The sequence below is a fragment of the Sphingomonas prati genome (assembly GCF_014643515.1).
Classification (GTDB): domain Bacteria; phylum Pseudomonadota; class Alphaproteobacteria; order Sphingomonadales; family Sphingomonadaceae; genus Sphingomonas_R; species Sphingomonas_R prati.
This window is the reverse complement of record NZ_BMJP01000002.1, coordinates 280472-302285: the sequence shown is the minus strand read 5'-3', so window position 1 is coordinate 302285 and position 21814 is coordinate 280472. Positions and strand designations below refer to the sequence as shown.

The 21814-nt window shown below is 69.4% G+C and carries 19 protein-coding genes; 8 read left to right on the top strand and 11 right to left on the bottom strand.

All coding sequences use genetic code 11. The features are described 5' to 3' along the window. Positions 1-51 precede the first annotated feature (51 nt). On the top strand, positions 52-852 hold the full coding sequence (locus IEX50_RS09295) for a MetQ/NlpA family ABC transporter substrate-binding protein (protein ID WP_157176745.1): 801 nt from the start codon (positions 52-54) through the stop codon (positions 850-852). Positions 853-877: 25 nt separating this feature from the next. Continuing rightward, positions 878-1726 carry a 2,4-didehydro-3-deoxy-L-rhamnonate hydrolase gene (locus IEX50_RS09290; RefSeq protein ID WP_157176746.1) on the top strand — a complete coding sequence of 283 codons (849 nt, stop codon included), beginning with the start codon at positions 878-880 and terminating at the stop codon, positions 1724-1726. A gap of 21 nt (positions 1727-1747) precedes the next feature. Here the strand turns inward: IEX50_RS09290 and IEX50_RS09285 are convergent, their stop codons facing one another. Together IEX50_RS09285 and hisC are read right to left on the bottom strand one after the other, a co-directional pair. Next, complete coding sequence (locus tag IEX50_RS09285; protein ID WP_157176747.1) at positions 1748-2653, bottom strand: prephenate/arogenate dehydrogenase family protein; 906 nt, start codon at positions 2651-2653, stop codon at positions 1748-1750. After that, positions 2653-3744 (bottom strand): histidinol-phosphate transaminase, encoded by a 1092-nt coding sequence (hisC, locus tag IEX50_RS09280; RefSeq protein ID WP_157176748.1) that lies wholly within the window; start codon positions 3742-3744, stop codon positions 2653-2655. The genes IEX50_RS09285 and hisC overlap by 1 nt, the downstream gene beginning before the upstream one ends. 203 nt (positions 3745-3947) lie before the next feature. Here hisC and metX point away from each other — a divergent pair, with 203 nt between their 5' ends. Both metX and metW read left to right on the top strand, forming a co-directional pair. Beyond that, the gene (gene metX, locus IEX50_RS09275) at positions 3948-5072 is read left to right on the top strand and encodes a homoserine O-acetyltransferase MetX (protein WP_157176855.1); all 1125 of its coding nucleotides are present in this window, start codon (positions 3948-3950) and stop codon (positions 5070-5072) included. After that, a complete protein-coding gene (metW, locus tag IEX50_RS09270; protein WP_157176749.1) occupies positions 5069-5659 on the top strand; it encodes a methionine biosynthesis protein MetW in 591 nt (196 codons plus the stop codon). Before metX ends, metW begins: the two co-directional genes overlap by 4 nt. 96 nt (positions 5660-5755) lie before the next feature. Here metW and pheT read toward each other — a convergent pair whose 3' ends face one another. Further along, positions 5756-8113 (bottom strand): phenylalanine--tRNA ligase subunit beta, encoded by a 2358-nt coding sequence (pheT, locus tag IEX50_RS09265; RefSeq protein ID WP_157176750.1) that lies wholly within the window; start codon positions 8111-8113, stop codon positions 5756-5758. Further along, positions 8110-9282 carry a phenylalanine--tRNA ligase subunit alpha gene (gene pheS / locus IEX50_RS09260; RefSeq protein WP_157176751.1) on the bottom strand — a complete coding sequence of 391 codons (1173 nt, stop codon included), beginning with the start codon at positions 9280-9282 and terminating at the stop codon, positions 8110-8112. The genes pheT and pheS overlap by 4 nt, the downstream gene beginning before the upstream one ends. A 340-nt stretch (positions 9283-9622) precedes the next feature. Here pheS and IEX50_RS09255 point away from each other — a divergent pair, with 340 nt between their 5' ends. After that, complete coding sequence (locus tag IEX50_RS09255) at positions 9623-10180, top strand: CHAP domain-containing protein (RefSeq protein WP_157176752.1); 558 nt, start codon at positions 9623-9625, stop codon at positions 10178-10180. Between the two features lie 58 nt (positions 10181-10238). Further along, positions 10239-10901 (top strand): ligase-associated DNA damage response endonuclease PdeM, encoded by a 663-nt coding sequence (gene pdeM / locus IEX50_RS09250; RefSeq protein WP_157176753.1) that lies wholly within the window; start codon positions 10239-10241, stop codon positions 10899-10901. A gap of 302 nt (positions 10902-11203) precedes the next feature. Here the strand turns inward: pdeM and IEX50_RS09245 are convergent, their stop codons facing one another. Genes IEX50_RS09245 through IEX50_RS09235 form a run of 3 tightly spaced genes read right to left on the bottom strand, consistent with a single transcriptional unit; the run spans position 11204 to position 15136 of the window. Continuing rightward, positions 11204-11743, bottom strand: a complete 540-nt coding sequence (locus IEX50_RS09245) for a SixA phosphatase family protein (protein WP_157176754.1) — start codon at positions 11741-11743, stop codon at positions 11204-11206. Beyond that, the gene (locus tag IEX50_RS09240; RefSeq protein WP_157176755.1) at positions 11740-14466 is read right to left on the bottom strand and encodes an ATP-dependent DNA helicase; all 2727 of its coding nucleotides are present in this window, start codon (positions 14464-14466) and stop codon (positions 11740-11742) included. The genes IEX50_RS09245 and IEX50_RS09240 overlap by 4 nt, the downstream gene beginning before the upstream one ends. A gap of 55 nt (positions 14467-14521) precedes the next feature. Further along, positions 14522-15136 (bottom strand): hypothetical protein, encoded by a 615-nt coding sequence (locus tag IEX50_RS09235; protein WP_229673849.1) that lies wholly within the window; start codon positions 15134-15136, stop codon positions 14522-14524. A gap of 117 nt (positions 15137-15253) precedes the next feature. Between IEX50_RS09235 and IEX50_RS09230 the strand changes: the two genes are divergently transcribed. Both IEX50_RS09230 and IEX50_RS09225 read left to right on the top strand, forming a co-directional pair. Further along, on the top strand, positions 15254-16882 hold the full coding sequence (locus tag IEX50_RS09230; RefSeq protein ID WP_157176756.1) for a lysine--tRNA ligase: 1629 nt from the start codon (positions 15254-15256) through the stop codon (positions 16880-16882). Between the two features lie 87 nt (positions 16883-16969). Next, positions 16970-17647 carry a hypothetical protein gene (locus tag IEX50_RS09225; protein WP_157176757.1) on the top strand — a complete coding sequence of 226 codons (678 nt, stop codon included), beginning with the start codon at positions 16970-16972 and terminating at the stop codon, positions 17645-17647. Positions 17648-17904: 257 nt separating this feature from the next. Here IEX50_RS09225 and IEX50_RS09220 read toward each other — a convergent pair whose 3' ends face one another. The 4 genes from IEX50_RS09220 to IEX50_RS09205 all read right to left on the bottom strand — a co-directional run bounded on the left by IEX50_RS09220 (position 17905) and on the right by IEX50_RS09205 (position 21792). Beyond that, positions 17905-19701, bottom strand: coding sequence for a DUF885 domain-containing protein (locus IEX50_RS09220; protein WP_157176758.1), 1797 nt, complete (start codon positions 19699-19701; stop codon positions 17905-17907). Positions 19702-19810: 109 nt separating this feature from the next. Then, positions 19811-20287 carry an RcnB family protein gene (locus IEX50_RS09215; protein ID WP_157176759.1) on the bottom strand — a complete coding sequence of 159 codons (477 nt, stop codon included), beginning with the start codon at positions 20285-20287 and terminating at the stop codon, positions 19811-19813. Positions 20288-20406: 119 nt separating this feature from the next. Next, positions 20407-21138 carry an RcnB family protein gene (locus IEX50_RS09210; RefSeq protein ID WP_157176760.1) on the bottom strand — a complete coding sequence of 244 codons (732 nt, stop codon included), beginning with the start codon at positions 21136-21138 and terminating at the stop codon, positions 20407-20409. Positions 21139-21243: 105 nt separating this feature from the next. Continuing rightward, the gene (locus IEX50_RS09205) at positions 21244-21792 is read right to left on the bottom strand and encodes a (2Fe-2S)-binding protein (RefSeq protein ID WP_157176761.1); all 549 of its coding nucleotides are present in this window, start codon (positions 21790-21792) and stop codon (positions 21244-21246) included. Positions 21793-21814: the final 22 nt, after the last annotated feature.

Below are 21814 nucleotides of genomic sequence, written 5' to 3'. Positions count from 1 at the left end.
CGGGTCTTGGGGTTTGGGTTCGTTCGGGTTTGGGTGGGTTTGGAGTAGATGATGCTGAGACGGACCTTGCTGGCGGGCCTCGCCGCCCTTTCGCTCACCGCATGCGGCGGGGGTGGCGGGGCTGCGGCCGATCCGAACGTGTTGACCGTGGCGGCGACGGCGGTGCCGCATGCCGAGATCCTGGAGCATGTGAAGCCGGCGTTGGCGAAGGAGGGCGTGACGCTGGAGGTGCGGACGTTCAACGATTATGTCCAGCCGAACGTGCAGGTCGCCGAAGGGCGGATCCTGGTGAATTATTTCCAGACCAAGCCTTATCTCGACGGGTTCAACGCGGCGCGGGGCACCAAGCTGCTGACGCTGGCGGGGATTCATGTCGAGCCGCTGGGGGCGTATTCGCGCAAGTGGAAGACGCTGGCCGCGCTGCCGAAGGGCGCGGTGGTGGCGATCCCGAACGACAGCAGCACAACCGGCCGGGCGCTGACGCTGCTGGCCAAGGCGGGGCTGATCCGGTTAAAGAACCCGGCCGATCCGCTGGCGACGGTCGGCGATATCGTCGACAACCCGCGCGGGCTGGTGTTCCGCGAGCTGGAGGCGGCGACCCTGCCGCGCGTGCTGGATCAGGTCGACATGGGGCTGATCAACACCAACTACGCGCTGGACGCCAAGCTCGACCCAACGCGTGACGCGTTGACGATCGAGGGCAAGGACAGTCCGTACGTCAATTATCTGGTCGGGCTGGCCCCCGCGGCGCGCGACCCGCGGGTGGTGAAGCTGATCGCGGCGCTGCGCAGCGACGATGTGAAGGCGTTCATCGCGCAAAAGTACAAGGGTGCCGTGATCCCGGCGTTCTGATCCTCAATCCAGACTGGAGACTCCCATGAAACTCCTCCGCTACGGCCCGGTGGGCCAGGAAAAGCCCGGGATGCTGGACGCGGACGGGCGCATCCGCGACCTGTCGGGCGTGATCTCGGACGTCACGCCGGCGACGGTGACGCCCGATGCGATCGCGCGGTTGCGGGCGATCGATCCGGCGTCGCTGCCGCTGGTCGAGGGCGATCCGCGTTACGGCGTGCCGGTGGCGGGGATCGGCAAGTTCCTGGCCGTCGGGCTGAACTATGCCGATCATGCCGCGGAGGCCGGGTTGCCGGTGCCGACCGAGCCGATCTTCTTCACCAAGGCGATCTCCTGCCTGACCGGGCCGAACGACCCGGTGATGAAGCCGCGCGATGCGACGAAGCTGGACTGGGAGGTCGAGCTGGGCGCCGTGATCGGCACGACCTGCCGCTATGTCGAGGAGGCCGACGCGCTGGCGCATGTCGCGGGCTATGTGCTGGTCAACGACGTGTCGGAACGCGGTTTCCAGAAGGAACGCGGGACGCAGTGGGACAAGGGCAAGGGGTGCGACACGTTCGGCCCGACGGGCCCGTGGCTGGTGACGCCGGACGAGGTGGGCGACGTGCAGGCGCTCGACCTGTTCCTCGACGTGAACGGGATCCGGCGGCAGACGGGGAACAGCGCGAGGATGATCTTCTCGGTCGCGCAGTGCATCGCCTATGTCAGCCGGTTCATCACGCTGAACCCGGGGGACCTGCTGATCACCGGCACGCCGCCGGGCGTGGGCGAGGGGCAGAAGCCGCATAAGATCTTCCTGGAACCGGGCGATACGTTGCGGCTGGGCGCGACCGGGCTGGGCGAGCAGCGTTCGACGGTGGTGGCGTTCGCCTGAGGTTTCCGAACCAAACGGGTCTCAGTGCGCCCGGCCGAAGTCCGCGCGCGGGTCGTCCTGGCCCTGTTCGAGGATGCCGCGGCGGATGGCGCGGGTGCGGGAGAAGAGGTCGAACAGCGTGTCGCCGTCGCCCCAGCGGATCGCGCGTTGCAGCATCGTGACGTCTTCGGTCAGGCGTTGCAGGATCTCCAGCACCGCCTCCCGGTTGTTCAAAAACACGTCGCGCCACATGGTGGGGTCCGACGCGGCGATGCGGGTGAAATCGCGGAAGCCGCCGGCGGAATATTTGATGACCTCGCTCTCGGTCACCTGTTCGAGGTCCGACGCGGTGCCGACGATGCTGTAGGCGATGAGGTGGGGGACGTGGCTGGTCACCGCGAGGACCAGGTCGTGGTGGTGCGCGGTCATCTCCTCGACCTGCGCGCCGAGCGATTCCCAGAAGGCGCGGACGCGTGCCGTCGCGACCGGGGGCGTATCGGCATCGGGCGTCAGGATGCACCAGCGACCGGCGAACAGCGTCGCGAAGCCGGCGTCCGGGCCGCTGTTCTCGGTGCCCGCGACCGGATGGCCGGGGACGATGATCGCGTGCGGGAGCGCGGCACGGAGCGCGGCGGCGACGCTGACCTTCGATCCGCCGACGTCGCTGACAATCGCGTCGGCGGGCAGGTCCGCGGCGATGTCCGCGGCCGCAGCCCCGATCGCGCCGACGGGGACGCAGAGCAGCACGAGGTCGGCGTCGAGCACCGCGGTGCCGGCCTGGTCGGTGATGTCGTGCGCGAAGCCGAGGTCGCGCGAGCGGGCGCGGACGGCGGGGTCGGCATCATGGCCGGTGACGCGTACCGTGGGCAGCGAGGCCCGGATCGCGCGCGCGACCGACGAGCCGATCAGCCCGAGGCCGATGACGGTGACGCGCGAGAAGGGGAGCATCAGGCGGCGGCGGCCATGTCCGCGATCGCCGCGGCGACCCCGCGCGTCTCCTCCTCCGTCCCGATCGTGATGCGCAGCGCGTGGGGCAGGCCCTGCCCCGGCAGCCAGCGGACGATGTATCCGCGCTCCATCAGCCCTTCGAACGCGGCCTGCGCGGTCAGCCGGCCCTCGAACAGGATCAGCGAGAAGTTCGCCTCGCTCGGCACGGCGCGCAGGCCGTCGATCGCGTTCATCGTGGTGGCGAACCAGGCGCGCCAGGTGGCGTTGTGGTCGCGGCTGCGGTCGACGAACGCGTCGTCGCCGAGTGCCGCGACGGCCGCCGCCTGACCCGCGGTGGTGACGTTGAACGGCGCACGGATCTTGTGCAACGCGGTGATGACGGGGGCGGAGCCGTAGCCCCAGCCGATCCGCTCTGCCGCGAGGCCGTGGATCTTGGAGAAGGTGCGCGTGACGAGCACGTTCTGTGCGCCGCGCGCGAGTTCGAGCGCGCCGTCGTCGGCGCCGGGTGCGAGATATTCGGCATAGGCCTGATCGATGACGAGCAGGCAGTCGGCGGGCAGTCCGGCGTGGAGGCGGGCGATGTCGCTGCGGTTGCTGTAGGTGCCGGTCGGGTTGTTCGGATTGGCGACGAACACGACGCGGGTCTTTGGCGTGACCGCAGCGAGCAGCGCATCGATGTCCGTGGCGTAGTCCTTGTCCGGGGCCACGACCAAAGTCGCGCCGACGCGGCGGGCGGCGATTTCGTAGACCGAGAAGCCGTAGCGGACCTGCAGGACTTCGTCGCCGACGCCGGCGAAGGCACCCGCGGCGAGATGCAGGATCTCGTCCGATCCGGTGCCGTAGATCACGCGTGTGGGGTCGAGGCCGTATTTGGCGGCGAGTGCTTCGCGGAGGAGCGTCGCGCCGGGATCGGGGTAGCGGTCGAGCGTCCCTGCCTCTGCGGCATAGGCGGCGCGGGCCGGCGCGCCGGTGCCGAACGGGTTCTCGTTCGACGACAATTTGGTCGCGCGGACGCCGCTGTCGGTGGTGGTGCGGCCCGGCAGATAGGGCGCGATCGCGTCGATCCAGGGCTTTGGAGCAGGTGCTGTCATGCCGGGGGCGATAGCGGATTGGGGAAGGCTCGTCATGTCGAAGATGGAGGGGGCGGGCAAATTAGCGCTTCGCTGATCGGGGGCGTCGGTGGGGTGGGAGGTTCGAAGGCGTGCGTTTGGTGTGGCGCGGGTCAATCACTCCCTCCCCCCGGTGGGGGAGGGAGTGATTGACAGCTTTCCTTGGCACCCCTAGCGCGCTGGGCATGTCCGAGGATGCCCGTTTCGGCCTTTCGCGCGTCGTGACGCTGCCCGGGCCGTTCGCGTTGGACGGGGGTGCGGTGCTGGCTGCGGTCGATATCGCCTATGAGACCTATGGCACGCTGAACGCCGAGCGGTCGAACGCGGTGCTGATCTGCCATGCGCTGACCGGTGATCATCATGTCGCGTCGGATCATCCGCGGACGGGGAAGCCCGGCTGGTGGACGCGAATGGTGGGGCCGGGGCAGCCGGTCGATCCGGCGCGGCATTTCATCGTGTGCGCCAATGTGCTGGGGTCTTGCATGGGATCGTCCGGGCCGGCGAGCGTCGATCCGGCGACGGGCCGCCCTTACGCGATGCGGTTTCCGGTCATCACGCTGCGAGACATGGCGCGGGCGCAGGCGTTGCTGATGGATCATCTTGGCGTGCGTGTGCTGCTGGCGGTGGTCGGCGGGTCGATGGGCGGGATGCAGGTGCTGGAATGGGCGGCGACCTATCCGGATCGGGTGCGGTCCGCTGTGGTGATCGCGTCAGCGGCGCGCCATAGCGCGCAGAATATCGCGTTTCACGAAGTCGGGCGGCAGGCGATCATGGCCGATCCGAACTGGCGCGAGGGCGAGTATTACGGGCCGGGCGATGTGCCGCCGACCGCCGGGCTGGCGGTGGCGCGGATGGCGGCGCACATCACCTATCTGTCCGAGGCCGGGCTGACGGAGAAGTTCGGGCGGCGGTTGCAGGCGCGCGAAACCAAGAGTTTCGGGTTCGACGCGGATTTCCAGGTGGAGAGCTATCTGCGGCACCAGGGGATCAGTTTCACCGACCGGTTCGACGCCAACAGCTACCTCTATATCACCCGCGCGATGGATTATTTCGATCTGGCGGAGGAGCATGGCGGGCGGCTCGCCAATGCGTTCGCGGGGTCGGCGACGCGGTTCTGCCTGGTGAGTTTCGACAGCGACTGGTTGTATCCGACGTCGGAAAGCCGGGCGATCGTCCATGCGCTGAACGCGGCGGGGGCGGCGGCGAGTTTTGTCGAGCTGTCGTCGCCGTTCGGGCACGACGCGTTCCTGCTGGACGTGCCGGAGCTGAACCGTGTCGTCGACGGGTTTTTGCGGGCGGTTGCGGCGTGAGCCTGCTGCGGCCCGACCTGGCGATCATCGCCGACAATGTTGCGCGGGGCGCGCGGGTGCTCGATATCGGGTGCGGCGGGGGCGAGTTGATGGCGGTGTTGCGCGACCGGCAGGGGGCCGATGCGCGCGGGATCGAGATCGACGGGGCGAATGTGTCGGCCGCGGTCGCGCGCGGGCTGTCGGTGGTGCAGGGCGATGCCGATACCGACCTGTCGGCCTATCCCGACGCCAGTTTCGACCATGCGATCCTGAGCCAGACGTTGCAGACAGCGCGGCGGCCGGACCGCGTGCTGGACGAGCTGCTGCGCATCGGGCGGACGGCGTTCGTGTCGTTTCCGAATTTCGCCTACTGGCGCGTGCGATGGTCGCTGATGTGGGGCGGGCGGATGCCGGTGACGGCAGCGCTGCCGGTCAGCTGGTACGAGACGCAGGATATCCACCACCTGACGATCGACGATTTCCGGGCGTTCGTGGCGGCGCGGGGGATTGTCGTGGAGGAGGCCTGGTTTCTGGCCGGGTCGCGGCGGTGTTCGGCGGTGCAGGCGAACTTGCTTGCGGAGCATGCGGTGTTTTTGTTGCGGCGGTGAGGTGGTGTTTGGGCTGGCTGTTTTCTCAAGCCACTGCCCCTCTCCCCAGCCCTCTCCCCGGAGGGGAGAGGGGGCCTGTTGCGCCTTGGGTGAAGCTTAGCGCAGGCGGGCGCCGACCTTCGTTGCGGCCGCGACCACCTTGTCGGCGATCGCGGTCAGCTCTGCGTCGGTGAAGCTCTTGTCGGTCGGTTGCAGCGTGACTTCGACGGCCACGGACAGGTCTCCGTCGGGGAGGACGAAGCGGTCGAAGATGCGGGCGTCGACGATGGCGGTCTTGTCTGCGCTGCGCACCGCGCGGACGAGGTCGTCGGCGACGAGCGTCGGGGCGACGACGAAGGCGAAGTCGCGGCGGACCGGCTGGAGCGCGGGGGGCGCGAAGCCGGGGCGGACGGGGCCGGTGCCGCGCTTCTGCGGGATCGCGTCGAGGTAGATTTCGCCCGCGACCGCGCTGCCGTCGAGGCCCATCGCGCGGGCGGTGGCGGGGTGGAGTTCGCCGAATTCCGCGAGGATCGTCTTGGGGCCGAGCCGGAGCGTGGCGGAGCGGCCGGGGTGGTAGACCGGCGAGACCGCGGCCATCACCTGGACCCGATCGACCGGCACGCCGGCGGCGGCGAGGAGGGCGAGCGCCTCCGCCTTCGCGTCGTAGGCATCGAACGTAGCGGGCTTGCCGTCACGCCAGTCGCGGCGGGCGCGGTCGCCCATTAGAACGAAGCCGAGCGTCGCGCGCTCGCCGTCCGCCAGGTAGCGGCGGCCGACCTCGAACAGCCGGATCGTCGCAGCGGCGCGATCGGCGTTGCGCTTCGCGGCGGACAGCAGGCCGGGAAGCAGCGAGGGGCGCATGATCTTGAGCGCCTCGCTGATCGGGTTGGTCAGTGCCCAGGCGCCGCCGCCGAACGCGTCGGCCTCGGCCTGCGCGATGAAGCTCCAGGTGACCGCTTCGGACAGGCCGCGGGCGGCGGCGGCGCGGCGGACGCGCCGTTCGAGCAGCTGGGCCGGGGTGGCGGTGGGGCGGGCGACGCCCTCGAACCGCGGCAGGGGGGTGGAGACGAGCGCGTCGAGCCCCTCGATCCGCACGACTTCCTCGACCAGGTCGGCCGGGCCGTCGACGTCACGCCGCCAGCTGGGGACACGGACGTTCCAGCCGGCATCGACGCCGAAGCCGAGCGCGGTCAGGATGCGGCGCTGGCGATCGGCGGGCACGGCCATGCCGGCGAGGCGCAGGCAGAGCGTCGGATCATGCGCGATCACGCTGACCCCCTCCGGCGGGGTGCCGGCCTTGACGACGTCGGACGCATCGCCTCCGCAGATCTGGCGGATCAGGTCGGTGGCGATGGCGAGGCCGTCGTCGAGGAACTGCGGATCGACGCCGCGTTCGAAGCGGGTGCGCGCGTCGCTGGTGAGCGCCAGCGCCTGGCCGGTGCGGGCGATCGTGGTCGGTTCGAAGAAGGCGCATTCGACGACGATGTCGGTCGTGTCCGCCGAGACGCCGGAGTGCATCCCGCCCATGATGCCGCCGATGTCGTGGACGGTCGTGTCGTCCGCGATGACGGTCATCGCCGGGGTGAGCGCATAGTCGCGGCCGTTGAGCGCGGTCAGCGTTTCGCCGGCCACGGCCTTGCGCGCGACGAGCCCGCCCTGGAGCTTCGCCAGATCGTAGACGTGGAGCGGGCGGCCATGATCGAGCATGACATAGTTGGTGATGTCGACCAGCGCGGAGATCGGGCGCTGCCCCACCGCAGTCAGCCGGCGGGCCATCCAGTCGGGCGCGGCACCGTTCGCGACGCCGCGGACCACGCGGCCGTAGAGCGCGGGGCAGCCGTCCGGATCGTCCGTGCGGATCGCAATGGGGCAGGGGAAGGCGGGTTTGATCGTGGGCACGACCAGCGATTTCAGCGTGCCGAGCCCGGCGGCGGCGAGATCGCGCGCGATCCCGCGGACGCCCATGCAATCCTGGCGGTTCGGCGTGATCGCGACGTCGATCACCGGATCGCTGAGCTGCGCATAGTCGGCGTAGGAGGTGCCGACCGGCGCGTCGTCGGCCAGTTCGAGGATGCCGTCATGCGCGTCGGACAGCAGCAGTTCGCGTGCCGAACACATCATGCCGCGTGATTCGACGCCGCGGATCGCCGCGACCTTCAGCGTCACGTCGAGGCCGGGCACATAGGTGCCGGGTGCGCCGAACACGCCGATCAGGCCGGCGCGCGCATTGGGGGCGCCGCACACGACCTGGAGCGGTTCGGGGCCGCCGGCGTCGACCGACAGGATCTGCAGCTTGTCGGCCTGCGGATGCGGGGCGGCGGTGAGGACGCGCGCGACGACGAACGGCGCGATGCGCGCGGCGGGATCGTCGATCCCCTCCACCTCCAGCCCGATCTGGGTCAGCCGTTCGGCGACCTGTTCGACGGTGGCGTCGGTTTCGAGATGGTCCTTGAGCCAGGACAATGTGAACTTCATGCCGAAATCCCCCCGGACAGCGTCGGCATGTCGAGCGCCGCGAAACCATAATGCCTGAGCCAGCGCAGGTCGCCGTCGAAGAACGGGCGCAGATCGTCCATCCCGTATTTCAGCATGGCGAGCCGATCGATGCCGCAGCCAAAGGCGAAGCCCTGCCACTCCGCCGGATCGAGCCCGCAGGCGGCGATGACCTTCGGATGGACCATGCCGGAGCCGAGGATCTCCATCCAGCCGCCGCCGGCCGCATCACCGCCGCCGCCGATCACGCGGCGGCCCTTTTCCCAGGTGAAGCCGACGTCGACCTCCGCCGAGGGTTCGGTGAAGGGGAAATAGCTCGGACGCAGGCGCAGGACGATGTCGTCGCGCTCGAAATAGGCCTTTACGAAGGTTTCGAGCGTCCATTTCAGGTGGCCCATCGTGATGCCGCGATCGATGACGAGCCCTTCGACCTGATGGAACATCGGCGTGTGGGTGGCGTCGCTGTCCGACCGGTAGGTGCGGCCGGGGGCGATGATGCGGATCGGCGGCTGCTGCGAAAGCATCGTGCGGATCTGGACGGGGGACGTGTGTGTCCTGAGAAGCATGCGCGGACCCGCGGGCGCGCTTGCGGATCCGGCCGGCGGCGCGGAGTCCGCGTCGACCGACGACGGGCTTTGCCCGGCGCTAGCTTCCTTATGCTCGTTGACCCGTTCCACATAGAAGGTGTCGTGCATCGCCCGCGCGGGGTGCGTCTCGGGAATGTTGAGCGCGGTGAAGTTGTGCCAGTCGTCCTCGATCTCGGGGCCGGTGGCGACCGCGAAGCCGAGGTCGGCGAAGATCTCGGCCAGTTCGTCCATGACCTGAGCCACCGGGTGGACCGAGCCGGCCGGGGGGAGCGCGACGGGCAGCGTGAGGTCGAGCCGTTCGGTGGCGAGCCGGGCGTCGAGCGCCTGCGTGTCGAGCAGCGCCTTGCGGTCGGCGATCGCGGCGGTCACTGCCTCGCGCAGGCCGTGGATCGCGGGGCCCTGGACGAGCCGTTCGTCGGGGGTGAGCTTGCCCATCGTCTTCAGCAGCGCGGTGATGCTGCCGCTTTTGCCGAGCGCGGCGACGCGGATCGCCTCCAGCGCGGGGGCGTCGGCGTCGGCGATCTGGGCCAGCCAGTCTGCCTTCTGATGATCGATGTCGTCCACGCGTCGCCCCTTGTCGCCGCCATGTCGGGCGGGAATCGTCCCGGAACCCGTAGTCGCGGGGGAGGGGCGGGATCAAGCAGCGGTTGTTACGGGGGTGCGCCGGGCCAAGGTAGCGCTGCCGTCCGGACCGGTCCGACGCGGCGCGGACTATGCAAACACAGGTTAACGAATCGGTCGCGCCATGAGACCGAACGACGAAGCGAGGGGCCTCGTCGATGAACTGAAATTGTTGTAAATTGTGCGTTCAACTGGGCGCAAGCGCGGGACGGCCCGCCGCCTGGCGCTGGCGCGGTCAAGGGGTCCGACATACCCGAGTGTCAACAACGGGGCGGGACGCGACATGACCACAACCACCAAGAACGCAGTCGGTTTCCTCGCTCTCATCTTTTTTGCGATGACCCCGGCCGCCGCGGAGGCCAAGAGCTTCGGTTGGCAGTGCGTTCCGTTCGCGCGGATGATCTCGGGCGTGAAGCTGTTCGGCAACGCGTTCACCTGGTGGAACCAGGCGGTCGGCAAATATGATCGCGGGACGGCGCCGAAGCCGGGCGCGGTGCTGGTGTTCAAGGCGACCGGCGCGATGCGGGTCGGCCATGTCGCCACCGTCAGCAAGATCGTCAGCGACCGCATCATCAAGGTGACGCACGCCAACTGGTCGCTGATCAACGGGCACCGTGGGCAGGTCGAGAACGACGTGACGGTGATCGACGCGTCGCCGGCCAACGACTGGAGCCAGGTGAAGGTGTGGTACGCGCCGATCAAGTCGATCGGGATCAAGGCGTATCCGGTCTACGGCTTCATCTATGGCGGCAAGGCGCTGGCCAAGGCGGCGGGCGAAGTCGCGAACGACGTGAGCGCCAAGGCCGACACCGCGACGGACGGCGAGAAGAGCGCCGCCTGATCGGGCGATCTGATTGCGCTTGTGATCCCCGGCCCGGCGGACCTATAGGCCGGGAGATATGGTTCCCTTTTCGTTCTGTGGCCACGAGCTGATGGCCTTGCCCCAGGGGGCGCTGTTCTGGCCCACGCGCAAGGCGCTGCTGGTGGCCGATCTGCATTTCGAAAAGGCGAGCTGGTTCGCGCGGTTCGGGCAGTTGCTGCCGCCCTATGACTCGATCGCGACGCTGGCCGACCTGACCGCGCTGGTCGCAGCGACCGAGGCGGCGGAGATCTGGTGCCTGGGCGACAGTTTCCACGACGTACAGGGCTGCGAGCGGTTGCCGGCGCAGGCGCAAGCGATGTTGCGCGGCCTGACCGAACGCACGCGCTGGGTGTGGATCACGGGGAACCACGATCCACTGATCGCCGACCATTGCGGCGGCACGGTGGTGGACGAGATGACGGTCGACGGGCTGGTCCTGCGCCACGAGGCGGACCCGCGCGAGACCCGGCCGGAGCTGTCCGGGCATTTCCACCCCAAGCTGCGCATCACGGTGCGCGGGCGGCGGATCGCGCGACGCTGCTTCGTGGCGACGGAGAACAAGCTGATCCTGCCGGCGTTCGGTGCGCTGACCGGCGGGCTGGATGCGGATCATCCCGAGATCGGGCGGGCGCTGGGGGGGCCGGGGCAGGCGCTGGTGCCGGTGGCGGACCGGATGCTGCGGTTTCCGCTGGCGGCTTGAGGCGTTGAGGAGTGAGGGGGGCTTCCTCCCTTTCCGCGACTAACCGTTTGTCCTGAGTAGGGGCTGAGCCTGTCGAAGACCCGTATCGAAGGATGGGTCGGGACTGACGCTTCGATACGAGCCCTCGGTACGCGCCGTTGGCGCTACTCGGTCTCTACTCAGCACGAACGGATCTTCGGATTTGCGTTTCAAACAGTGGAAGCTGGGCTGGGAGTGAGATCCTGCCGCGGTTTCCTACCGGCGTTTCACCTAGAAAATCCCCCCACCCCGGCCCTCCCCCCGGGTGGGGGGAGGGAGTTTGGTTACGCGTCCGGGCCCAATGTCGCATCGAGGTCGCGGGGGCGGACGAAGCGGGTGAGGGTGCCGCTGCCTTCGGAGATGTCGAACCAGTGATCGGCGTCGAAGCGCAGGACGGCGAGGCTGGCGGTCGGGAATTTCTCCTCCACCTTGTCGCGTTCGGCGTCGTCGGTACGATCGGGGACGAGCAGCAGGACGAGATCCTCCAGCCCCGGATTGTGGCCGGCAAGCAAGAGCGACTCGGCGCTGTCGTCCGCATCCTGCACGACGTCGAGCAGCGTTGAGGCGGAAGCGAGGTAGATCCGGCGGTCCCAGGCCGGGTCGATCGCGTGGCCGTAGCCGTCCGCGACCTGCGCCAGCGTTTCGACGACGCGGACCGCGGGGGAGGCGACGGCGGCGTCGAACCGCAGGCCCTGCGTACGCATATGCTGACCGACGGTGCGGCCGGCGCGCTTGCCCTTCGGGTTCAGGGGACGATCGAAATCGCGGGCGACGCTGTCGTCCCAGCCGGATTTCGCGTGGCGGAGCAGGATCAAGGTCTTCATAGGCTCCCCGGCGCGTCGATGGTGGCGGACTGATGCCCCGGTTTCGCGTCGAGGGAAAGGCGCGATGCGACGCGCGCCACCGCTTCGTCGAGCGTGAGGCGCGTTACGGCGACACCGGGCGGGAACGCGTCGAGCAGGCGCGACGGCATCGCGGCGGACAGGAGTACGAATAGCCCGCGATCGTCCGCCCGGCGGATCAGCCGTCCGAACGCCTGCGCCAGCCGCGCGCGCACGACGCGGTCGTCATGCGCGGAGCCGCCGCCGGCCGCGCGGCGCGCGCTGTGCAGCACGGTGGGGCGCGGCCAGGGGACGCCCTCCATCACCACCAGCCGGAGCGATTCGCCGGGGACATCGACGCCGTCGCGGAGCGCATCGGTGCCGAGCAGCGAGGCGCGCGGATCGTCGCGGAAGATATCGACGAGCGTGCCGGTGTCGATCGTATCGACATGCTGCGCATAGAGCGGCAGGCCGGCGCGGGCGAGGCGGTCGGCGATCCGCGCGGTCACGACCTTCAGCCGGGCGACCGCGGTGAACAGGCCGAGCGTGCCGCCGCCAGCCGCCTCGATCAGCCGGGCGTAGGCGCCGGCCAGTTGCGCCAGATCGCCGCGTTTCACGTCGGTGACGACCAGCACTTCGGAGCGGTTGGCATAGTCGAACGGGCTGGCGACGGCGAAACGACGCGGTTCGACGGAGATATGCGCGGTGCCGACCGCGGCGTCGGCCGTGGCCCAGTCGGACCCGCCGCGCAGCGTGGCGGAGGTGACGATGACGCCGTGCGCGGCCTTCAGCACGGTTTCGGCGAGCGGTTTGGACGGATCGAGCCAGTGGCGGTGGAGCCCGATGTCGAATTCGCGACCCTCGACCCGGTCGACCGCCAGCCAGTCGACGAAATCGGGATCGACCGGCCCGCCGAGCCGCCCGAGCAGCGCGATCCAGCCGCCGAGCATCCGGCTGCGCAACGTCAGCCCGCCGATCGCGCCCTCGATCCGCGCGCGGGCGGCGGCGTCCAGCCAGTCAGGGCCGTCCTCCAGCACAGCCTCGAGCCGCTGGCGGAGGCGGAGCATCGGGCCGACGAGTGCGTCGAGCGCCTGCACCGCGGGGGGGGCGGCCTCGACCAGCGGACCGTCCAGTTCGGCGGCCTCGGTCTCGATCCCGTAGCCGGCGTCGGCGGCGCGCGCGCGGGCGAACACCGTGTCGCGGACGCGCGCGAGCAGCGTTTCGATCGGGCCGAGCGGCAGGCCGTCGGCCATGCGGGCGAGCCAGTTGTCGGCGGGCAACGCGCCGGCCGCCTGGACCGCATCCTCGATCGCGAGGCCACCCGCCTCGTCATAGGAGCCGACGTCGGACAGCCGCGCGGACAGCCCGCGGCGGCGACCGCGCGCGTGTTTTTCGGGGCCCATGATCCAGCGGCGCAGCTCGATCGCCTCCTGCCCCGTCAGCGCGGCGGCGAAGGTCGAGTCGGCGGCGTCGAACAGATGATGCCCCTCGTCGAATACGATGCGGGCGAGCGGACGGCCCTCGTCGCGGCGACGCTGCGCCAGGATCATGACGAGCGCGTGGTTGGCGATGACGATGTCGGCGCCCTCGCTGGCGCGCGCGGCGCGTTCGATGAAGCAGCGCCGGTAGTGCGGGCAGCCGGCATAGACACATTCGCCGCGGCGGTCGGTGAGCGCGGTCGACCCTGCCTTGCGGAACAGCGTGGGCAGCCAGCCGGGCAGGTCGCCGCCGACCATGTCGCCGTCGCGGCTGTAGGCGGCCCAGCGTGCGACGAGGTGCGCGAGGATGGCGGCGCGGCCCTGGAACCCGCCCTGCAACGCGTCCTCCAGATTGAGCAGGCAGAGATAGTTTTCGCGGCCCTTGCGCACCACGACCTTTTCGCGGCGTTCGGCGGGATCGGCGAAAATGCGCCCTGTTTCGCGGTCGAGCTGGCGTTGCAGCGTCTTGGTGTAGGTGCTGATCCATACCGGGCCGTCAGCGCGCGCGGCGTAGAGCGCGGCGGGGGCGAGATAGCCGAGCGTCTTGCCGATGCCGGTGCCGGCCTCCGCCAGCAGGACGTGGGGGCGATCGTCCATCACGCGCGGGTCGAACGCGCGCGCGGCGGCGACGGCATAGTCGCGCTGCCCCTGCCGCGGTTCGGCCTGCGCGCCGACCAGCCGTTCGAGCGTGGCGACGGTTTCGACATCGCCGAGCACGACCGGGCGGGGTTGCGGGCGAAGCGCGCTTTCGTCCCATTCGGGCAGGCGGGAGAAGAGCCAGCGTTCGGCCTTGTCCGGGCGGGCGATGCGCGGCACCACCGCGACGCTCCACGGCCAGCGCAGGCGTTGCAGCGTGGCGGCGGACGTCCAGGCCCCCTCGCGTTCCGCCCAGCCGGGGCGGTCGAGCTGGTTGAGCAGCGCATGCGCGGCGACGAGCAGGAACGCGGCGGCGGCGGTCTCGTTTTCCGGCGGGTCGAGGCCAAGTGCGCGGGCGAGGCCGGCGGGGGTCGGCACGGCGAACTGGCCGGGATGGACGAAGGCGTAGAGTTCGAGCAGGTCGAGCCCGCTCAGTTCACCGTAGCCGAGCCGGGTGGCGGCGAGCGGCGCGTTGAGCAGCACGACGGGCGTTTCGGCGGCGTGGGCGATCGCCTCACCCCGGCCCACGGTGCGGACGCGGCCGTCCGCCTCCGCGATCCAGATGCCGCCATGGGTCGCGTGGAGCGCGCTGAAGGTCGGCGGCGGGATCATGCTTGCAACATAGGGAGGAGGGCGCCGGCTGTCAGGTCGGAGCCGGGGCGCGGCGTCAGTGGAAACCGTCGAGCGCGGCGACGAAGCCGGCGGCGTCGGGCATCCGATCGAAGTGGATGTTGCCGTCGAAATCGGCGGACGGATCATTTTCGCGCAGGATCATCGCGGCAGACCCCGTGCCGCGCTTGTCGGTGGGGCCGAGGATGCCGCCCGCGATGCGGCGTGCGCCGATCTCCATCACCGGATGACGCGACCAGGGGACGGTCCACAGGACGCGGCGGGTGGTGACCGTGACGCGCGTGAACGGCGCGCGGATGATGCCGGCGGCGAGCGCGAGGTTGTGGCGGAGCAGCAGCCATAGGACGAGCAGCGACAGCCCGCCGAGCAGAAAGGTGCTGGCCAGCGCGAAACGGAGCGCGCCGGGCGTCACGGGCGCGGGCCACCAGATCGCCCAGAACAGGAAGACGACGGACAGCAGCTGCGGACTGGCGAACCCGATGATGACCAGCGTGCCGGACGGCAGCGCGCGAAGCCCGGGCTGCGCGACATAGAGCGTGCGTTCCGGGCTGTGATCCATCCGCCGCGCCTGTTTCATGGGCAGCGCGGGCAGCGACCGATCGTCGCCGGACAGGATCTGGGGCTCTTGCGGGATGGGGTGTTCGGTCGCCATCGGATCTCCGTCGCGGTCCCGTGCCATACGCGTCGCCAGTGGGACGACAAGCGCGTCGCACGGCGCGCCCCGATGTTCTAAGGACTCGGATTCGATACGTAGAAGACACGGGAACATATGGCAAACGATCCGACGCTCCGCGCGGCCGCGCTGGACAGCAAGGCCTGGCCGTTCGAGGAGGCGCGCAAGATCCTGAAGCGGTATCCGGACGGCAAGCCCGCCGGCGCGGTGCTGTTCGAAACGGGGTACGGCCCGTCGGGCCTGCCGCATATCGGCACGTTCAACGAGGTGTTGCGGACCACGATGGTGCGCAACGCGTTCGCCGCGCTGTCCGACACGCCGACCCGGCTGGTGGCGTTCAGCGACGACATGGACGGCCTGCGCAAGGTGCCGGACAATGTGCCGAACCAGGCGATGCTGGCGGAGCATCTGGGCAAGCCGTTGACGGAGGTGCCCGATCCGTTCGGGTGCCATAAGTCGTTCGCGGATCACAACAATGCGTTGCTGCGCGCCTTCCTCGACCGGTTCGGGTTCGATTACGAGTTCGTGTCGTCGACCGAGCAGTATCGGTCGGGGCGGTTCGACGAGGGCTTGCGCGGCGTGCTGCGTAACTACGACGCGATCATGGGCGTGATGCTGCCGACTTTGCGGGCCGAGCGGGCCGCGACCTATTCGCCCATCCTGCCGATCAGCCCGACGAGCGGGATCGTGTTGCAGGTGCCGGTGACGGTCGTCGATGCCGAGGCGGGGATCGTGTCGTTCGAGGATGCGGGCGAGCGGATCGAGCGGTCGGTGCTGGGCGGTGCTGCGAAATTGCAGTGGAAGGTCGACTGGGCGATGCGCTGGGTCGAGCTGGGTGTCGATTACGAGATGTCGGGCAAGGACCTGACCGACAGCGTGACGCAGGCGTCGAAGATCGCGCGGGTGCTGGGCGCGCGGCCGCCGGAGGGGCTGACGTACGAGATGTTCCTCGACGAGCGCGGCGAGAAGATCAGCAAGTCGAAGGGCAATGGTCTCGGGCTGGACGAATGGCTGAGCTACGGGCCGGAGGAGAGCATCGCCTTCTATTCGTACCGCGAGCCGAAGAAGGCCAAGTCGCTGCACCTGGGGCTGATCCCGCGGGCAATCGACGAATATTGGCAGTTTCGCGGCAATTATCACACGCAGGATCTGAAGCAGAAGCTGGGCAATCCGGTGCATCACATCCACAACGGCGCGGTGCCGACGGGGACGTTGCCGGTGACGTTCGGGCTACTGCTGAACCTGGCCAGCCTGCCGGGTGTGGGCGAGCGCGAGACGATGTGGGCGTTCCTGCATCGCTATGACCCGACGCTGTCGGCGGAGACGCATCCGGAGCTGGACCGGTTGATCGATTATGCGATCGCCTATGCCGCGCATTTCGTGGCGGGGACGCTCAATCGGCGGGCGCCGAGCGAGGCGGAAGCGGCGGCGCTGCGCGATCTGGATGCGTTGCTGGCGGCGGACGCCGATGCTGCGGATGGGGCGGAAGGTGGCGAGGATCCGGCGGTGCGGTTGCAGAACCATGTCTATGACGTGGGCAAGCGGCATTACGGGAAGGAGGCGCTGCGCGACTGGTTCAAGGTCCTGTACGAGACCTTGCTGGGCGCGGAGCAGGGGCCGCGAATGGGGAGCTTCTTCGCGCTGTACGGCGTGGAACCGAGCCGGCGGCTGATCGCCGAGGCGCTGGCGCGGCCGTTCACGCCCGGTTCCGGTAGCGCGGCGTAGCAACGCAAGACCGGGCCCGATGGCGCGGGCGAGGCGTTCGCTAAGTCAGGTTCGATCCTTTCGGCCCGACCACAAGGAGACGAGACCATGATCAAGCAGATGACCGGACTGTGCGCCGTCGCGCTGATCGCAATGCCGGCGGTTGCCGCCACCCCGCGTGATATCCTGACGAACGCCGCCTTCAACGCGCGCGACAAGGCGACCGCGCTGGCGCAGGTGGCGCAGGCGGAGGCGGGCGCCAACGCCACGCTGGCGCGCACGCCGGGCGACCGCGAGGCGCAGCTGACCAAGGCGATGGCGATCGGGTATCGCGCGAAGCTGACCAAGAGCCGCGCGGATGCGGTGGCAGCACGCGACCGGTTCAACGCACTGGCCGCGGCGAACCCGCGCGATCCGGAAGCGCAGGCGGTGGTCGCCGGCTGGAACATCGATGCGGTGACGACGCTGGGCGGGTTCATTGCGAGCACCGCGCTGGGCGCGAAGAAGGCAACCGGGCTGGCTGCGCTCGACCGGTCGGTGGCGCTGGCGGGCAACCGCGCGATGTTCCCGGGGCTGGCGGCGCTGCTGCGGCTGACGCTGGACGGGGCGGATCCGAAGGCGCGCGGGCTGGCGGAGGCGGCGACGCGCGGTGCGACGCCGACGGCGCTCGACCGGGTGATCCAGCGGAGCGCGACGGCGATCCTGGTGCCGGTGCGGGCGGGCAATGCGAAGGCGGCGCAGGCGATGGCGAAGCAGCTACTGCCGTTTGGGCGGGTGGCGAAGTAGGGGTTCGGGCTTTGGGCTCGACGACCTCCCATAGATCCGTTTGTGCTTAGTAGGGTCCGAGTAGCGCTGTAGGTGCGTATCGAGGAGCCGTATCGAAGCATGGCCTCAGGTGCTGCGCGGTCCTTCGATACGGGTCTTCGACAGGCTCAGCCCCTACTCAGGACGAACGGTTGGTGCGTGAACCGACCAGAAGACTTCACCCGGGGCTGACGTCATCCGGATCGAGTCCGGGATGACGTGCCGCGGGCGTGTCGCGCTTACTTCTGCGAAGCGATCCAGCGGTCGATCTTGGACTCCAGAACCGCCATCGGAAGCGCGCCGGACATCAGGACCTGGGCGTGGAAGGCGCGGACGTCGAATTTGGGGCCGAGTGCCTGTTCGGCGCGGGTGCGGAGGCGGCGGATGGTGAGCTGGCCGATCTTGTAGGCGGTCGCCTGCGATGCGATGGCGATGTAGCGTTCGACCTCGGCGGTGGCGTCGGTGCGGCCCATGGCGCTGTTGTCGAGCATGTAGGCGATCGCCTTGTCCCGGCTCCAGCCCTTGGAATGGAGGCCGGTGTCGACGACCAGCCGCATCGCGCGCAGGATCTCGTCGTTCAGATGGCCGTAAAGCTGGTAGGGATCGGTGAACATGCCGAGTTCCGGCCCCAGGCTTTCGGCGTAGAGCGCCCAGCCTTCGACGAAGGCGGTGTTGCCGCCGAACCGCTGGAAACTGGGGAGCGCGCTGTTCTCCTGTGCCAGGCTGATCTGGAAATGATGGCCGGGCATCGCTTCGTGCAGGAACAGCGTTTCGAACCCCCAGGTGAAGCGCGAAGGTAGGTCGTAGGCGTTGTAGTAGAAGACGCCGGGACGCGTGCCGTCGGGCGTGCCCTGCATGTAGGAGCCGGCGGCCTCGCCCTTTTCCTTGAAGGCGGGGACGGGGCGGATATCGAGCGGCGATTTCGGGATGGTCGAGAAGTCGCGGCCGACCGTGGCCTTCACGCGCGTGTCGATCGCCAGGAACGCGTCGCGGATCGCCTCACGCGTGGCCGGGGCGAAGCGCGGATTGGTGCGCATATGTTCGAAGAACTGCGACAACGTGCCCTTGAAGCCGACGCGCGTCTTGATCGCTTCCATCGCGGTGTGGATGCGCGCGACTTCGCTCAGGCCCAGCGCGTGGATCGCGTCGGGGGTCATGTCGGTCGTCGTGGTCTGCGCCACTAGATATGTGTAGAGCGCGGGGCCGCCGGGCATTTCACCGAGGCCGACGCTGTCGCGCGCTTTCGGTAGATACTTGTCGCGGATGAAGTCGCGGAGCGCCACGTGCGCCGGGTTCAACCGGTCGCGGATGAATGCGGCGTAGGCGGCGGTGAGGCGGGTGCGGTCGGCGGCCGGGACCGCGTCCGGGAATTTGGTGACGGGCTTGTAGAAGGTCGACCCCTCGAGCCCCTGCGCGACCAGCGCGTCAAGTTGTGCCACGACGTTGCGCATCACGAGTTTCGGGTTGACGATGCCGTCCGCCATCCCCTGTTCCATGCGGCCCTGAGCCCGCTGGAGATAGACGATGTAGCCGGCGAGGCGCTTCAGATTGTCGTCGTAATCCTTGACCGTCTTGAACGGCGCGGCGCCGTCGCCGGACGAGACGTCGGGGACCAAGGTCTGGAAGCCGGACATATGGTCGATCGGCCGTTCGACCTGCGCCTTCAGCAGTGCGGGAGCGAACCCCTTGAGCGTCGTTTCGGTCTGGTAGCGGAAGACGTCGTAGGACAGCTGATCCTCGGGTGAGAGCAGCTTGCGGTCGATGCGGTTGAGCGCGGCGAGGTCGCTTTCGGCGGCGGCCTTCTCGGCGGCGTAGTAGCCGTCGGTGACGTAGTCGCCGAACTGGTCGGCATAGCGCAGGTCGCCGCGGAACAGCGCCTGGATCGGGTTGCGGCGGAGCATCGCCTCGTCGCTGTCACTGAACAGCTTGCGCAGCGCGGCGGCCTGAGGCGTCGACGCGGCGGTCGCGGCCGGCGGCTGCGCGGACGCGGCAAGCGGCAGGGCGAGGGCGATCGAGGCGGCGGCGAACAGGCGCATGGGCGGCAAACTCCGGCAGGGGTTGGCCGGAGCTACGCGCAGTCTGGCGCAACGACAAGCGACCCGGGAGCGCGTGGCCCCCGGGTCGTCCGGTCTTTGGTGGTCAGCCTCAGTAGAAGAAGCTGTTGTAGACCTGGACCACGCGGCCGTTGCGGGTGTTCACCAACACGACGTCGTTGCCGTAGCGCACCCAGCGGTTGACGCCGGTGACGCGCGGCAGGCGGTAGCGGTACGGATCGGCGATCACGTAGCGCTGGCCGTAGAATGCCGGCTGGAACTGATAGCCCACGGCGACCGGGCGGTAGCGCCAGTTGCGGCCCGGCGCGGCGTAGCGACCCTGGGTGAAGACGCGGCGGTTCTGCTGACGATACTGGCGCCAATCCTCGCGATACTCCTGGCGGGCTTCGCGGACGTCGCGGCGCTGCTCGCGCACGTCGCGGGGATTGCCGTAGCGCTGCGCCTGGCGGAGTTCGCGCTGCTCCTCGCGGATGTCCTGGCGGTCGCGGCGCAGCTCGCCCGGCTGGGCGGTGGCCATTGCGGGGGCGAGCGTGAGTGCCATCAAGCCGGCGATCAGAAACTTGCGCATGATGCTGGTCCTTCCTGTGTGGTTCGGCGGGGCGGTGTTCGCCGGTCCGTCCGATGATTGGGGGATAGGTGATTCGAACTGAACGGGTCGCGAATGGCGTCGTCAGCGAACTGAAAGGATCAGAGGAAGAACCCGTAGAGGATGTCTTCGATCAGCCCGGAGCGGATGTCGACAAGCGCGACGTCGTTATAGTAGCGCACCCAGCGATAGCCGCCGTAGGCGGGCGGCAGCCGGTAGAGTTCGGGCCGCGCGATCCAGTAGTTCTGGCCGTAGAAGGCCGGCTGGATCCGGTAGCCGGCCGACCAGCGGCGATAGCCGTAGCCCGACCCCTGCGGCCCGTAATAGCGCGGCGCGCGGAAGGCGCGGTCGTTGGTGCGGCGATAGGACTGCCAGTCGTAACGGTCGTCGCGCCGCCAGTCGCGGTTCCAGGCGGCGGACCCGCCCTGCCAGCGATAGCCGCCGCGGTCGTCGTACCGGTCGTAGCCGCCGGGGCGTCCGCCGCGTGGGCCGCCTTCGAAGCGGTCACCACGCTGACCGTCGAAGCGCGCGTCGCGGGGCTCGCGGCGGTCGTTGAAGCCACCGGGGCCGCCGCGGTCGCGCCGGTCGTCGCGGGGGGCGAAGCGGCCGGCGGGGCCGGGGCGCTGGCCGGGCTGGTCGAACTGACCGGGGGGTTCGGCACGGATCGGGCCGTCGGGGCCGCGGTCCTCGCGTCCATCGAAGTCACCGCGGTCCGCGCGGACGTCTCGGCCATCCGCTGCGCGCGGGCGGCGGTCGTCGGGGCCGCGGTCCTGCGCGAGCACCGGCGTGGCGATCGTCGCGCCGAGCAGCAATGCGGTGAGCATTTTGTGCATGGAATGTCTCCGTCACCGCAGGCGTGCGCGCCGCGGTCGGGACTCGTATCGCGGGGGGCGGCGATATGGATGCTGAACCCGTTCGTCAGCGATCCGACAGCTTCGCTACTCCGGCGGACGGGCGACCGTCATGGCCGGCACCGCGCGGGCCGCGTCGGCCGGGTCGATGCCGGGGGCGGGGCCGCCCTCCAGCGTGAGGCGGCCGGCGGCGACCGCGGCGGCGGCGCGGATCGCGCGGCGGATGCGGGGATAGGTGCCGCAGCGGCAGATGTTGGTGATCGCGGCGTCGATGTCTGCATCGGAGGGGTTGCCGTTGCGCGAAAGGAGCGCGGCGGCGGCCATGATCATGCCGGACTGGCAGTAGCCGCATTGCGGGACGGCCTCCGCGATCCAGGCCTGTTGCACCGGGTGGCCGCGGTCGCGCGACAGCGCCTCGATCGTGGTGACGAAGCTCCCCTCCAGCGTGCCGATCGCGACCTGGCAGGATCGCACTGCGTTGCCGTCGACATGGACCGTGCAGGCGCCGCACAGCCCCGCGCCGCAGCCATATTTGGTGCCGGTCAGGTTCGACGCATCGCGCAGCGCCCAGAGCAGCGGTGTCTCCGGATCGAGCAGGTAGCGGATGGGCTGGCCGTTCACGGTGAAACGCGTCATGCCGGTGGGATAGGCGAGGGAG

Excerpts from the sequence above, each read along its gene's own strand:
- IEX50_RS09295 (WP_157176745.1), top strand. The coding sequence starts at position 52 with ATGCTGAGACGGACCTTGCTGGCGGGCCTCGCCGCCCTTTCGCTCACC.
- IEX50_RS09290 (WP_157176746.1), top strand. The coding sequence starts at position 878 with ATGAAACTCCTCCGCTACGGCCCGGTGGGCCAGGAAAAGCCCGGGATG.
- IEX50_RS09285 (WP_157176747.1), bottom strand. The coding sequence starts at position 2,653 with ATGCTCCCCTTCTCGCGCGTCACCGTCATCGGCCTCGGGCTGATCGGC.
- hisC (WP_157176748.1), bottom strand. The coding sequence starts at position 3,744 with ATGACAGCACCTGCTCCAAAGCCCTGGATCGACGCGATCGCGCCCTAT.
- metX (WP_157176855.1), top strand. The coding sequence starts at position 3,948 with ATGTCCGAGGATGCCCGTTTCGGCCTTTCGCGCGTCGTGACGCTGCCC.
- pheT (WP_157176750.1), bottom strand. The coding sequence starts at position 8,113 with ATGAAGTTCACATTGTCCTGGCTCAAGGACCATCTCGAAACCGACGCC.
- IEX50_RS09255 (WP_157176752.1), top strand. The coding sequence starts at position 9,623 with ATGACCACAACCACCAAGAACGCAGTCGGTTTCCTCGCTCTCATCTTT.
- pdeM (WP_157176753.1), top strand. The coding sequence starts at position 10,239 with ATGGTTCCCTTTTCGTTCTGTGGCCACGAGCTGATGGCCTTGCCCCAG.
- IEX50_RS09245 (WP_157176754.1), bottom strand. The coding sequence starts at position 11,743 with ATGAAGACCTTGATCCTGCTCCGCCACGCGAAATCCGGCTGGGACGAC.
- IEX50_RS09240 (WP_157176755.1), bottom strand. The coding sequence starts at position 14,466 with ATGATCCCGCCGCCGACCTTCAGCGCGCTCCACGCGACCCATGGCGGC.
- IEX50_RS09235 (WP_229673849.1), bottom strand. The coding sequence starts at position 15,136 with ATGGCGACCGAACACCCCATCCCGCAAGAGCCCCAGATCCTGTCCGGC.
- IEX50_RS09230 (WP_157176756.1), top strand. The coding sequence starts at position 15,254 with ATGGCAAACGATCCGACGCTCCGCGCGGCCGCGCTGGACAGCAAGGCC.
- IEX50_RS09225 (WP_157176757.1), top strand. The coding sequence starts at position 16,970 with ATGATCAAGCAGATGACCGGACTGTGCGCCGTCGCGCTGATCGCAATG.
- IEX50_RS09220 (WP_157176758.1), bottom strand. The coding sequence starts at position 19,701 with ATGCGCCTGTTCGCCGCCGCCTCGATCGCCCTCGCCCTGCCGCTTGCC.
- IEX50_RS09215 (WP_157176759.1), bottom strand. The coding sequence starts at position 20,287 with ATGCGCAAGTTTCTGATCGCCGGCTTGATGGCACTCACGCTCGCCCCC.
- IEX50_RS09210 (WP_157176760.1), bottom strand. The coding sequence starts at position 21,138 with ATGCACAAAATGCTCACCGCATTGCTGCTCGGCGCGACGATCGCCACG.
- IEX50_RS09205 (WP_157176761.1), bottom strand. The coding sequence starts at position 21,792 with ATGACGCGTTTCACCGTGAACGGCCAGCCCATCCGCTACCTGCTCGAT.